General features: G+C 63.6%; 9 protein-coding genes. 5 read left to right on the top strand and 4 right to left on the bottom strand.

Annotated features, from left to right (window positions below; translation table 11 throughout):
- Nucleotides 1-12: 12 nt before the first annotated feature.
- From U1739_RS12360 to U1739_RS12350, 3 genes are all read left to right on the top strand, one after another.
- The gene (locus U1739_RS12360; protein ID WP_332708451.1) at nucleotides 13-2,502 is read left to right on the top strand and encodes a two-partner secretion domain-containing protein; all 2,490 of its coding nucleotides are present in this window, start codon (nucleotides 13-15) and stop codon (nucleotides 2,500-2,502) included.
- 1 nt (nucleotide 2,503) lies between these two features.
- Complete coding sequence (locus U1739_RS12355; RefSeq protein WP_332708449.1) at nucleotides 2,504-3,142, top strand: L,D-transpeptidase; 639 nt, start codon at nucleotides 2,504-2,506, stop codon at nucleotides 3,140-3,142.
- 82 nt (nucleotides 3,143-3,224) lie between these two features.
- Entirely contained in the window at nucleotides 3,225-5,183 is a 1,959-nt protein-coding gene (locus U1739_RS12350) for a S9 family peptidase (protein ID WP_332708447.1), read from the top strand.
- Here the strand turns inward: U1739_RS12350 and U1739_RS12345 are convergent.
- The 3 genes from U1739_RS12345 to modA are packed head-to-tail and all read right to left on the bottom strand — an operon-like array spanning nucleotide 5,167 to nucleotide 7,236.
- Complete coding sequence (locus U1739_RS12345; RefSeq protein ID WP_332708445.1) at nucleotides 5,167-5,775, bottom strand: ATP-binding cassette domain-containing protein; 609 nt, start codon at nucleotides 5,773-5,775, stop codon at nucleotides 5,167-5,169. The genes U1739_RS12350 and U1739_RS12345 overlap by 17 nt on opposite strands.
- The gene (gene modB / locus U1739_RS12340) at nucleotides 5,765-6,454 is read right to left on the bottom strand and encodes a molybdate ABC transporter permease subunit (RefSeq protein ID WP_332708443.1); all 690 of its coding nucleotides are present in this window, start codon (nucleotides 6,452-6,454) and stop codon (nucleotides 5,765-5,767) included. The genes U1739_RS12345 and modB overlap by 11 nt, the downstream gene beginning before the upstream one ends.
- On the bottom strand, nucleotides 6,454-7,236 hold the full coding sequence (modA, locus tag U1739_RS12335) for a molybdate ABC transporter substrate-binding protein (protein WP_443025550.1): 783 nt from the start codon (nucleotides 7,234-7,236) through the stop codon (nucleotides 6,454-6,456). Before modA ends, modB begins: the two co-directional genes overlap by 1 nt.
- 217 nt (nucleotides 7,237-7,453) lie before the next feature.
- Between modA and U1739_RS12330 the strand changes: the two genes are divergently transcribed.
- Both U1739_RS12330 and U1739_RS12325 read left to right on the top strand, forming a co-directional pair.
- Nucleotides 7,454-9,913: a TonB-dependent receptor gene (locus tag U1739_RS12330; RefSeq protein WP_332708441.1), complete on the top strand. Its 2,460-nt coding sequence runs from the start codon at nucleotides 7,454-7,456 to the stop codon at nucleotides 9,911-9,913.
- Between the two features lie 103 nt (nucleotides 9,914-10,016).
- A complete protein-coding gene (locus U1739_RS12325; RefSeq protein ID WP_332708439.1) occupies nucleotides 10,017-11,033 on the top strand; it encodes a hypothetical protein in 1,017 nt (338 codons plus the stop codon).
- A gap of 665 nt (nucleotides 11,034-11,698) precedes the next feature.
- Here U1739_RS12325 and U1739_RS12320 read toward each other — a convergent pair.
- Nucleotides 11,699-13,696, bottom strand: a complete 1,998-nt coding sequence (locus U1739_RS12320; RefSeq protein ID WP_332708437.1) for an Eco57I restriction-modification methylase domain-containing protein — start codon at nucleotides 13,694-13,696, stop codon at nucleotides 11,699-11,701.
- Nucleotides 13,697-13,856: the final 160 nt, after the last annotated feature.

Raw genomic sequence — 13,856 nt, 5'->3', positions numbered from 1 at the left:
AAGGACTTCAGCATGAACGTTCACAGCACCGACAGTTTGTCCGCCCCCGCCCCCCGCCGCCACTTGCTGGCCACGACCGGTCTGTCCGGGCTGGTGCGCCTTGCCGCCGCCGGGCTGGCTGGCTCGTTGTTCCTCGCCGCCTCGGCGCAGGCGCAATCGCTGCCGACCAACGGCACGGTCGTGCAGGGCGCAGCAACGATGACCGGCAGCACGACTGGCCTGACGATCAACCAGTCGAGCCAGGCCGCGGTGATCAATTGGGACAGTTTCAACATCGCGCAGGGCAACAGCGTGACGTTCGTTCAGCCGAACAGCAATTCGGTCGCGCTCAACCGCGTGACCGGGCCTGATGCCTCGCAGATCTTCGGCAATCTCAACGCCAACGGCCAGGTGTTCCTGGTCAACCCCAATGGCGTGCTGTTCGGCGCCGGATCGCAGGTCAATGTCGGCGGGTTGGTCGCCTCGACGCGCGACATTGCCGATGCGGATTTCATGGCCGGCCAATATCGCTTCGCCGGCAGCGGTACGGGTACGGTGCTCAACCAGGGCACGATCACCGCGGCGGATGGCGGCTATGTCGCCTTGCTCGGCGCCAATGTCGCCAATGACGGCACAATCCAGGCGCGCTTCGGCACCGTGGCGATGGCGGCGGGCAATGCCATGACCATGGATGTCGCCGGCGACGGGCTGCTCAACCTGGTGGTCGATACCGGCGCGGTCGGCGCGGCCGTGCGCAATGGCGGGCTGATCCGCGCCGATGGCGGCCATGTGCTGCTGACGACGCAGGCCGCGGGCCAATTGCTCGCCACTGTGGTCAATAATACAGGCGTGATCGAAGCACGCACGATCGACACGCGCGGCGGCGACATCCGCCTGCTCGGCGACATGCAGAGCGGCACGCTGAACCTTAGCGGGACGCTCGACGCCAGCGCGCCCAATGGCGGCAGCGGCGGGTTCATCGAAACCTCCGCCGCGCACGTCAACATCGCCGACACCGCCCATGTCTCGACGCTGGCCCCCGCCGGGCTGACCGGCACGTGGCTGATCGATCCGCAGGACTTCATCATCGGCGCCGGCGGCAACATCTCGGGCGCGACATTGTCTGCACTGCTGGTCACCAACAGCGTGACGATCAGCACCTTGCCGACCGGCGACGTGACCACGCCGGGTACGCCACCGACCACCGAATTGGGCACCACCATACCGGGCAATGGCGACATCATCGTCAACGACGCGATCGCCTGGACGGCGAGCCCGAGCACGACGACGCTGCGGCTCAACGCGGTGCGCGACGTGTTGATCAACGCCTCGATCACCGCGACCAACGGCAACATCATCGCCTGTTGCGGCCGCGACGTGACCGTCAATGCCGCGCTGACCACCACCAATGGCAGCATCCTGCTCAACGCCGGGCGCAACGTGAACGTGTTCCACGCTATGACCACGACCGATGGCAACATCGCCTTGTGCGCCGGGCATGACGTGAACATCGCCGCGGCAGTCACGCTGACCCGCGGCAGCACGATCCCGTCGCAAAGCCTGGGCCTGCAGCCGGGGCTGCTGATCATCGCCGGGGCCGACGGTACCGGGCCGGGCGTCGACGCGGGCACCTTGGTGTTCGCGCCACTCACGCCGCCGGTGACGGTGACCGGGCCGAACGCGGCCGTGGTGATCAACTACAACCCCATCTCCTATGCCGCGCCGACCGACTTTTCCGGCTTCTTCACGCTGAGCCTCGGGGCGTCCGTGGTGCAGCGCATGCTGGTCTTCCCGGGCGGCACGAAGACCGCGGACGGCTCGACGGCAGTGACGCTAAACGGGTTCAACACTACGGCTACGTCCGGCCTGCCGGTCGGCGTGACGTTAGTCGCCGGGGCAAATGCCAGCGCGACCTTCGACAATGCTGATGCCGGCACCAATGTCGGGATTACCTATACCGGGTATAGCCTGGCCGGCGCCAATGCCGGGCAATATGCCCTGGCCGGATCGTGCTGCGTGTCGACCTTCCGCACCACCGGGTCGATCATCGCCGCCGTCGTCGTACCGCCCGTGGTCACGCCACCGGTGGTGACCCCGCCGGTCGTGACACCGCCCGTGGTAACCCCGCCGGTCGTGGTAACGCCGCCGGTCGTGGTGACCCCACCCGTCGTCGTGACCCCACCGGTCGTGGTGACTCCGCCGGTCGAAACGCCGGGCGGCGAGACGCCGACCAGCCCGGGCGATACGCCCGTGGCCACGCCGATCATCGTTCCGCCCGGCACCACGCCCGGCAGCCCGCAGGGCGTGCCGTTGCTCGGCCGCCCGACCCGGCCGGTCCAGTCGTTCCAGCCGGGCAGCCCGGGTGTCGAAGTGGTCGAGGAAGGCGTGTTGGTCCCAACCGACCAGCTCGAGACGCTGACGCCGGAAAGGCCGGCAGCGCCGCGCCAGTTCGCCCCGCGCGGCGAAACGGTCCAGCCGTACGCGCCGGCGCCAGCCCGCCCGGCCAAGCAGGATCGCAACTAAGATGCGCCGAGCGTGGCTCCTGCTCGGCGGCACGCTCGGCCTCCTCGCCACCGGTCCGGCGCTCGCCAAGCCGGTGGCGGCCGACTTCGGCCGCGCCGCCCCGTCGGGTGACGCACGGCGCCTGGCCGATTGGGTGGTGCGATCGGACGACGCGCATGGCCGCCCGTTCATCATCGTCGACAAAACCGGGGCGCGTGTCTTCGCCTTCGCGACCGACGGCACGTTGCGCGGCGACACGCCGGCCTTGCTCGGCCTGGCCCGCGGCGACGTATCCCCGCCCGGTATCGGCGACCGCAAGCTGGCCGATATCGGCCCGGCCGATCGCATCACGCCGGCCGGACGGTTCGACGCGGTGATGGGCCGCAACTTCGAGCACGACATCCTGTGGGTGGATTACGATGCGGCAATCTCGCTGCACCGCGTGGCCACCGGCAATGCGGCGGAACATCGCCTGGCCCGGCTCGCCACCGCATCGACCGGCGACAATCGCGTTTCCTACGGCTGCATCAACGTGCCGACGCTGTTCTACGAGACGATCGTCGCGCCTTTGTTCAAACCGGGCAATGGCGTGGTCTATGTGTTGCCGGAAAGCCGGCCCTTCGCCGAGCTGTTTGCGGCGGCTGTCCAACCGGCACCCTGACGGCGGGCAGCGGGCGCGATTGTGAGCGGTTGCGCGGACGGCAATGGCGGCTACAGTTTGGCGAACGGTTCCGGAGACTCCCATGCGCCATTTGCTCGCCGCCACTGCCCTGATCACGCTCGCCCCAGCGCTTGCCGCCGCACAGGAAGCGTCCAAAGTCGAGGTGCGCACCGTCGGCGCGGCGACGCTGGAAAATGTGCCGCCGATCGCGCCCGAATTGGCGACGGCGGTCGCGCGCTACCAACAGAGCCGCTCGGCCAGCGTGGCGGACTGGTTACCCGATGGCAGCCTGCTGATCGCCACACGGTTCGGCACGACGGTGCAGCTCCACCGCGTGAAGGCGCCGGGCATGGCGCGCACCCAGGTCACCTTTGCGGCGGAGCCCATCGCTGGCGGGCGGGCCATCCCGCAGTCCGATCGCATCGTGTTCAGCCGCGATACCGGCGGGGACGAATGGTTCCAGATCTACACGATGGGGCCGGACGGCAATTCCGTGCAACTCACCGAAGCGGGCACACGCAACGATGGCGTGACGCTGGCGCGGGACGGCAGCCGGGTGTTCTGGTCGCAGGCCATCAAGGGATCGGGCGACCGCAACATTCTCTCCGCCACGCCGACCGATCCGGCGAGCCGCAAACTGGTCTACAAGGCGACCGGCGCAATGACGCCGAGCGACGTTTCCGAAGACGGCAAGACGGTGCTCATGACGCTCGGCGTGTCGAACCGCGAGGACCGGCTGTTCACGCTCGACCTGGCCAGCGGCGTCGCGACCGAGATCGTCAAGGGCGCGCCGGCCAATCTGTCGGGCGCGAAGTTCATCCGCGGCGGGCGGGCGCTGATCGCGGTCAGCAATCGCGGCAGCGACGTACAGCGCCTGGTGGTGATCGATATCGCGACGGGCAAGATGACGCCGGTCGCGCCCGGGCTCAGCTGGGACGTGGAGGATTTCGAGCTTAGCGATGACGGCCGCGTGCTGGCCTATGTCGTCAACGAGGACGGCTATTCGAAGGTCGTGGTGCAGGATTTCGTCACGCGCCGCGCGCTGCCGCAACCGGACTTCATCAAGGGCGTGGTCAGCGGGCTGAAACTGTCGCCCGATGGCGCCAAGCTGGCGGTGAGCATCGCCTCCGCGGCGGGGCCGGGCGACGTCTATGGCTGGGACGTGGCGGGCGGCACGCTGTCGCGCTGGACCGAATCCGAGATCGGGCCGATCGATCGCGCGGCGCTGCCCGAGCCCCAATTGGTGCGCTTCGCCAGCTTCGACAAACTCTCCGTGCCGGCATTCGTCTATCGTCCGAGGAACGCCGCGCCGGGGGCGAAGACGCCGGTGCTGATCTCGATCCATGGCGGGCCCGAGGGCCAGGCGCGGCCGGGCTGGTCGCCGACCATCGCCAGCTTCGTCGACACGCTGGAGGCCACGGTGATCGTGCCCAACGTACGCGGCTCGGATGGTTACGGCACCAAATATCTCAACCTGGACAATGCCGAGAAACGCGAGGATTCGGTCAAGGACATCGGCGCGTTGATCGAGTGGATCGCGACGCAACCCGATCTCGACGCCAGCCGCATCGCGGTGATCGGCGGCTCCTATGGCGGCTATATGTCGCTCGCGGCGATGACCAAATATAGCGACAAATTGGCCGGCGGGGTCGATCTGTTCGGAATCGGCGACTGGGTAACGTTCCTCGAAAACACCGAGGCCTATCGGCGCGACAATCGCCGCGCCGAATATGGCGACGAGCGCACGCCGAAAATGAAGGCGGTGTTCGCCAAGATCAGCCCCCGCGCCAATGTCGCCGGGATCACCAAGCCGATGCTGATCGAACAGGGCGTCAACGATCCGCGCGTGCCGATGCGCGAGAGCAAGCAGATGGTGGATGCACTGCGCGCGCGCGGCGTGCCGGTATCGTATCTATTGTTCGCCGACGAAGGCCATGGCTGGCGCAAGAAACCCAACCAGGATCTCAGCCTGCAGGTCGAGATGGCGTTCCTGCGCGGCGTGCTGGGGACGCCCGCAAATAGCCCTAATCCCCCATACTGATGATACGCGTGCCGAGCCGTTCCGCCTCGGCCGCGTCGTGCGTGACCATCAGGATCGGCAGTTTGACGGTGTCGCGGAGATGCTCGATCGCGCGGGTGATTTCCTCACGCCGGGCAGCGTCGAGCGAAGCAAGCGGCTCATCGAGCAGCAGGAAGGCGGGGTCGCTGAGCACGGCACGGCCGATGGCGACGCGGCGCGCCTCGCCGCCGGAGAGCGAGCGCGGCCAGCGATCCAGGAGATGGCCGATGCCGAGAAAGGCGATGGCGTCGAGGTCGAGCGGATGCGTCGGGCGGGCATAACGCAGATTGTCGCGGACGCGGAGGTGCGGAAACAGACGTGCGTCCTGAAAGACATAGCCGGCGCGACGGCGCTCTGGCGGCAGGTCGATCGCGGCGGCGCTGTCATACAGTGTGTCGCCGGCGACGCGGACCGTGCCGCGGTCGGGGCGAAGCAATCCGGCGACCATGTTGAGCACGCTCGTCTTGCCCGCACCGGACGGGCCGAACAGGATCGTCGCCCCCTCCCCCGCCGCCAGCGACAGCGCGATGTCGCGGTCGCCGAGCCGTTTGCGCAGGTCGAGTTCAAAGGACATGGATGCCCCGGCCGCTGCGGCGGGCGAGCAGTTCGGACGCAACCAGGGCGCCAAGCGACAGCGCGACGGAGATCGCCGACAGGCGCAACACCATGGCGTCGCCGCCGGGCTGCTGGAGCGCGCTGTAGATCGCCAGCGGCAGCGTCTGCGTTTGCCCGGGGACATTGGACACGAAGGTGATCGTCGCGCCGAATTCGCCGAGCGCGCGGGCGAAGCCGAGCATCGTGCCGGCCAGCACGCCGGGCATGGCGAGCGGCAGCGTGATCGTGCGGAACACGCGCGGCGGGCTCGCGCCGAGGCTGCGGGCGGCGCCTTCCAAGCGGCGGTCGACTGCTTCGAGCGACAGGCGGATGGCGCGAACCATCAGCGGCAACGCCATGATGCCGGCGGCGATCGCCGCACCGGTCCAGCGGAACAGCACGGTGATGCCAAAGACCTGCTCGAGCAACTGGCCGAGCGGACCGGCCGGCGCAAAGGCCAGCAGCAGCAGCCAGCCGGTGACCACCGGCGGGACGACCAGCGGCAGGTGGATCGCGGCGTCGAGCAGGATCTTGCCGGGAAAGGTCGCGCGGGCGAGCAGCCAGGCGAGCGCAAAGGCGATCGGCAGCGTGACGAGCAGCGCCGCGCCGCCGACCTGCAGCGACAGCGCGACGATGCCCCATTCCTCGGGCGTGAGCATCAGCGCGCGCTGAACCCGTAGCGGACGAAGATCGCCTTGCCCTGGCGCGACAGCAGGAAGCGGCGGAACGCCTCGGCTTCGGGGTTGTGCGACCTGGCTAGGCGGGCGAGCGGGTAGACGATCGGCGGGTGGCTGGCGGCGGGGAAAATGCCGGCGATGCGCACCGCGCGCGCGGCCTGCGCGTCGGTGGCGTAGACGATGCCGAGCGGCGCGGCGCCACGCTCGACCAGCGCGAGTGCGGCGCGGACGTTTTCCGCTGCTACGACGCGCGGTGCGATCGCCGACCATGCGCCGAGCCGCTGCAGCGCAAGCTTGCCATATTTCCCGGCCGGCACGCTGGCGGGATCGGCCATGGCCAGCGGGCCGGCGCCGAGCGTTCGGGCGAGCGCGGCGGCGGGACGCAACGGGATGCGCGTCTTACTGCCGGCAGCGGCAATGACGACCAGGCGGTTGCCGAGGAAATTGGCGCGTGTGCCCGGCGCGAGCAGCTTCTGCGCCGCCACGGCATCCATCCACGTCTCGTCGGCGGAGGCGAACAGGTCGGCCGGCGCCCCGGCGAGCAATTGCCGGGCCAGCGCGGAGGACGCGGCGAAGGAGATGATCGGCTTGGGGTGGCCCTGCTTGGCCCAGGCCGCAGCGGCAGCGGTCATCGCTTCCTGCAGGCTGGCGGCGGCGAGCACGAGCGGCGCGCGGGATTGTGCCGCGCCGGGGGCGAGCGGCAAAAGCATCGCGGCGGCAAAAGCGACGAGTTTGGCGCGCAGGGTCAGGCGGGGAAGCTCCATATTCCAGCGGGTATAGCGGGGGGTTGGCGGGGCGGCCATCCTTGCCGCGCGTCGCCTTTTCCACGGTGGGGCGGGCAACCCGAAAGCCCCACGGCGTCTGCAATCTGTTGCATGTATCAGGCATGAAATGTCCAGACATTTGCCAGACATGCCGATCCCCCACGGGCCCCTCCCGAGCGGCGTGCGGGACGCCGTGTTGTTTCGGGGTTTTTCCTACATGCGTAGTACATCGTTCAAGCGGGGGTTGCTCGGCTGCACCCTGTGCATCGTCGCGACACCAGCCTTCGCACAATCCACCAGCACGCAGGATTTCGACGAGATCGTCGTCACCGCCAAAAAGGGCGATGCCGATGTCGGCGGCGTCGTCTTGCCGGCCACCTCCAAAGCCAAGGTCGGGCTCGATGCCACGTTCATCCAGCACGAGACGCCGGGCCAGACGATCAACGACACGATCAACATGCTGCCGGGCGTCAGCTTCCAGAACAACGATCCGTACGGCTCGACCGGCGGCACGCTGAGCATCCGCGGCTTCGATGCCAGCCGCGTGTCGGAAATGTGGGACGGCTTCCCGCTCAACGATACCGGCAACTATGCCATCTATTCCAACCAGCAGCTCGACCCCGAGCTGATCGGGCAGGTCACCGTCAGCCTGGGTTCGACCGACGTCGACAGCCCCAGCGCCTCCGCCACCGGTTCGACCATCAACTATACCACGCGCAACCCGAGCGAGGATTTCCACATCAACGTCGCTGGATCGGCCGGTGACTATGATTTCATGCGCGTGTTCGGCGTGGTCGACACCGGCGTGTTCACCAAATTCGGCACGCGCGCCTTCATCTCGGCGAGCAAATCGACCAACGATGTGGTGTTCACCGATGCCGGCAAGGTCGACAAGACGCAGATCAACGCCAAAATCTATCAGCCGATCGGCAACAATGGCGACTTCATCTCGATCGCCGGCCATTATAACCGCAACATCAACAACTTCTTCGGTTCGGTACCGCTGAGCAACAGCGGCGCCAGCGTCGGCACCGGCTCGGGCAACCGCTTCCCGCAGACCAAGGACGAGCGCTTCTACGAGGTCGGCAATTGCGTCAGCAGCGCCGGCGTGGCGTGCGGCCTGAGCGCCTATGACTATCGCTACAACCCGTCCAAGACGGCGAACCTGCGGCTCAATTCGCGCTTCACGCTCAGCGACAAGCTGACCCTCACGGTCGATGCGGCCTATGCCTATACGCTGGCCAATGGCGGCGGCACGGCCACCGCGCAGGAAGGCTCGGCGACGATCGGCGGCCAGTCGGTCGCGGGTTATGTCGGCAGCACGCCCTATTTCGGCGGCGTCGATCTCAATGGCGACGGCGATACCAATGATGCCGTGCTGGTCAGCGCGCCGAGCACGACGCAGACCAACCGCTACCTGCTCAATCTCGGGCTGCGCTACGACTTTAACGACAGCCAGACCGTCCGCGTCGGCTACAGCCTCGATTATGGCCGGCATCGCCAGACCGGCGAGCTGACCACGATCAACGGCTATGGCCTGGCGACGACGCCGTTCCCAAGCGCCGACCCGCTGGTCGACGCCACCGGCACCGCGCTGCAGAAGCGCGATCGCTTCTCCAAGGCGTTGCTCAACCAAGGCTTCGGCGAATATCGCGGCCGCTTCCTCGACAGCAAGCTGACCGTCACCGCCGGGGTGCGCGTGCCGTTCTTCAAGCGCGACCTGACCAATTACTGCTTCACCACCAGCGCCACCGGCGCGGTCGTCTGCTCGGGCCAGAATGCCGCGACCGATGCGATCATCGCCGCCGCCTATCCCAATTATCAGGCGCCGCAGAACCGCACCTTCAACTATAGCCGCGTCCTGCCCAGCGCCGGTCTGCTCTATCAGCTCGCCGCGCCGCTGTCGGTGTTCGCGAACTATTCGAAGGGCATGCAGGTGCCCGGCACCGACAATCTCTACAACAGCTTCTATTACGCCGCGGGCACGACCGGCGCCGAAGCGGCCAAGCCGGAGACGACCGACAATTTCGATCTTGGGCTGCGCTTCGGCCAGGGCCGGCTGCAGGCCCAGGTGTCGGGCTGGTACACCGTGTTCCACGATCGTCTGGCCTCGTCCTACGATCTCGACACCAACACGACGATCTATCGCAACCTCGGCACGGTGCATAAATATGGCGTGGACGGCAGCATCAGCTACCGCCCGGTCGATCAGCTCACGCTCTATGCGTTCGGCTCGTACCTGAAGTCGAAGATCCTCGACGACGTCCAGGCGACGGCGACGACCACCTACCTGACCGCCGGCAAGCGCGAAGCCGGCGCGCCGACCTACACGTTCGGCGGTCGCGCCGAAGCCAATGCCGGTCCGGTGCGGATCGGCATCGAGGCCAAGCGGACCGGCGAACGCTACGTCAACGATCAGAACCTGCCGGTCGTGATCAGCGGCGTCCAGGTCTATGGTGCCAAGGCCCCGGCCTATACGCTGGTCAACCTGGATGCGCGCGTGTCGCTCAAGCCGCTCGGCCTGAACGACCAGACGTTCCTGCAGCTCAACGTCACCAACCTGTTCGACAAGCTCTATGTCGGCGGTTTCAGCGGCACCAGCGCGACCAACTCGCTGACCTATGCCCAGATCGGCGCACCGCGCGCCGTATCGGCAACGGTAAGCATGGGCTTCTGATCGCCGCTAGGGGTTTGGGGGGTGAGCGCTCCCCAAACCCCTAATCTTCGAAGCAAATTTAGCGCTGTCCTACAACGAACCATATGGGTTATTCATGCGAATCATGAAGAACCTAACGCCAGTGCCGCGCGACCAGCGCCCGCCGCTGCCCGACTTCAAGCCGGTGCCCCGCAAATACCGCTATGACGGCTGGACCGCCGAGCGACAGCGCGCCTTTGTCGAAGCGCTCGCCGATACCGGCTCGGTCAAGGCCGCCGCGCACCGCATCAACATGAGCTATGAGGGCGCCTATCATCTCCGCCGCCAGCCTGGCGCCGAGGGTTTCCGCGCCGCCTGGGAAGCTGCGCTCGATTACGGTATCCAGTGCCTCGCCGACATCGCGATCGAGCGCGCGGTGGAGGGCGTCGCGGTGCCGGTCTTCTACAAGGGCGAACAGTGCGGCGAGAAGCGCTGGTACAATGATCGCCTGTTGATGTTCATCCTGCGGCATCACCTGCCCCAGCTCTACGGCAACAATCCCCTGCCCCGCGGCACGCGCCACCCCGACACGATCGCACGCGAGGCGGCGGAGAACTGCCCGATATGCCGCGAACGCGCCGAGCAGGAAGCGGCGGCCGCGATCGGGCCGGACGAAGCGGCGCGCAAAGCGCACGAGGCGCGGGTCGAGGCGCTGCTCGAGCGCTACGTGCTCAAGGTGCGGTCGGAACGACAATATCGCCTGGCCGGCCACATCGTCGCCGCCGATTACACCTTGCGCCAGCTCACCCATATCGAGCTCATGCTGGATATCGGCGGCGCGCCGATCCGCGAATTGATCAACGCCATGACCGAGGAGCTGCCTGGCAAGGCCGGGAACCGGACCCTGATCGTCAGCCCGATGAGCGCGCTGCTCGACCAGCTGCGCCGCTACGCCTGGGCCGAGGCCGGCGAACCCGACCGCCCGTCGATCGACCTGTCCAAGACCGAGGCGGAAGCGGGGATGCGCGGCGGCCCGACAATCCTCAAGCGCATGCAGGCGCAACGCGACGCCGAAGAGATCATGGCCCGCGGCCAACGCATGTGGGAGGCCGCCGCGACGGAGGACCGCTGGGCGGCGTGGCTGGCGGAGGGTGGGGAGTAGGGCAGAGGGAATATGTTGGGGAGACCGGTCGCGCTTTATCGCGACACACCATTTAGCCCGAGGGACGCTGTGAAACTTATATTTCGGCCATCGTGGCTAAAAATGCTAGACGTATTGAGGCAAAATTTCATCGATAATCATTGCTATAGATCGCTTAAGGTTAGACATGAGCGAGCCAATATTGTTCCCTCCAAGAGCGGTGTCGCCAACGCAAAGCGAAATATGAGCGCGATCTATGTCCGGCTGAGCACCACCTACGTGTAAGTGAGGGCCCCGCTTGTAGCTATAAGATTTGTCCGATTTGCTGAGCGAAGGATCACAATGAAGGCTCAAGGCTTGAACTTCACGCATATCTATCGACCACTTCAGATATAGGTGGAGATATGCACGGTTCAGCTCATATGAGTCGGGATTACCACGAATTGGAACCCAAGTTTCGTGATAATTAAAGAATACCCCTTTTCTCATAGTAGGTATCCGGGGCGAGCTGGGATCCAAAATGCTGTCGGCCGATTGGCCGTAAGCTACAACACCGACAGTATAATCATTTATCCCGGTAAATCTCCTCACCTGGATACGCTTGCCATCAGAGACCAACGGCAACACCAAAGCCGATATGTGCCTCGGTCGGCCCACCAAATCATTTGTGGTATGCCGAATGGCCATTAAAGGGATCGGCCAAGCGCCCGCCGTTCACTCGGCCCCAAACCGTAAAACTCTATCACCAGTTCGTCTATCTCATCCTCAACAGACAGATCTTTATTCGACTGTTTGACCAGCTGCAAGAACCTCTCAAGCTTCACCGGATCGATCAACCGAAAATCCGGGACGGGCAGGTTTTTCAGCGTTGCAGGCTCGAGCCGGCTATAGCCCTTAGAATAGGTAGGCACATAGGTTCTCAGATACCAGCTTGAGACAATCGAATTTAGTATGCCACAGAAGAAATACAGCAGAGTCTGACCTTCTCCCGAGTCCTTAGCTATCATCACAGGTCCGTGGCTAGTCGCAAAACGACCTCTGGCATCGACCGCGAAGCGAGGAGTAAGCATGAGATGCGGGCAGATGATCTTTGGGCTACGCATCCGCGTAGGCTCCCTAGGTCGTTCCGGTTTCCACCAGGGTGTACCGGGAGATCTTTTACGCTTTTCTAGCTTAGGCCTATTGGCCACAAGATATTGCCACGTCTTTGGAAACTTGCGCTGCAATTCATCTTCGGTAATAGGGCGCAGCCCCAAATACGGATAAAACACGACTTCCACCGAGCGCGCCGGAAGCGAAAATCTGCCGATCTGCCTATCCGGCATGTAATCTAAAAAGATCTCGATCTCACCGTCAGCAACGTCCATTTTTGGAATAATAAAAACATCATCTGCGCCCGTTACGAATCCTTGAAATATATCAAGATATTCACCTAACTTTGGCAGTACATTCAGTTTTTGATCAAGCACCATTGCATCAGGGCCAATGATAACCCATGTTTTGCCTGCAAAAAAAGCCTGACTGACTTCAAAGACTTTATAGTACGGATCATTAACCAGCTGACCGTCCAACACCGCCTGAAGTGCTGCACCGACAAAGTCACTAGCCTGCGCGATTATCGCGGAGCCGGCAGGCCCCTCGCCGGCAAGTCGACGCTGAATTACGAGCAGTATGCTATAAGCTCCGACGCCGTCGAAAACATTAATTGCTGATAGATCGATGAGACATTTAACATCGAACTTTTTCGAGATCTCCCTTCGAAATAGCTCAGAGTTACGAGCGGTGAGGAATGTTTGAGGAAGGACAAAGCACGCAAGGCCGCCCGGCTCTGTCACTTCTAAACACAGTTTAACAAAGCTGATATAGGTGTCGAGACGCCCTTTAAACTGATCTCCCAGATAATCACTGTGGATGCTTCGGTCAGCAGCTGAGAGATGATCCAACTTAATATACGGTGGGTTGGTCATTACCGCACCGAATTGATTGGCCACCAGACCCCCCGCCTGCGCGGTAGCAATTACATCCTCAGCATATATCGCGAGATTTGTGGGCAGACGATCTGTTGCCACAAGATGCAGCAACGCAAGAGAAAGCCTCGTAGCTTCACTAGCGTTTGCATCCCTGTCATAACCTACAGAACGGCCAAATAGGTCGCTTATGGTAGCCTTAGTCAGGTTGGGATCAAGCGGGCTGCATTGCAATTCTAAAAGATTCCGAAGAAATATTCCAGAACCACAAGCAGGATCAAAGCTAGTTAACGACCTAAACCGTCTCGGAGTAGTATTTTCGCGGATATAGCGGGCAAAAAAGCTTGCAACGAACTGCGGTGTGTAAACGGCGCCCGTTCGGATAGGTGTACGCTCACTTGGCACACCAGCGATAAATGATAATTGCGCGCTGTCTACATCGTCAGGAACGAGGAGTGAAACAAAGCGCTCATATATTCTGCTCAGTGCATGCTTTGACATCAATGCGAAATTGAGATCGTAGGGAGCTTCCTTAGGCGAATAAAAATCTCTAATGAGATTATACGCCGTTACCTTATCCATCCTCGATAAGCTGCCGAGCTTCTTGAGCGATATATAGGCAGCCAGGTCTCCAGCAACTTTGGTATTAACAAAGCCCTCATTGAGTAACACACCGATATCGACGTGATCTTCTGAAATCAGTGATAGCAACCTCATTAACGGTCGCCCTCCGCTCGATCCAACATCGAGCCGCCGGTCCTCACACCCCCTTACGAATATAATGGCATTAAATAGCGTAGACAAAATTTCATTATTTACATCAGGATAGTCCGCCTTCAGGAGACGCTTCCATCTACTAATTACCGAGATGAGGGCA

Origin of the sequence: Parasphingomonas puruogangriensis, from assembly GCF_036663635.1 — a bacterium.
Classification (GTDB): Bacteria; Pseudomonadota; Alphaproteobacteria; order Sphingomonadales; family Sphingomonadaceae; genus Sphingomonas.
This window is presented reverse-complemented; position numbering and strand designations above follow the sequence as displayed.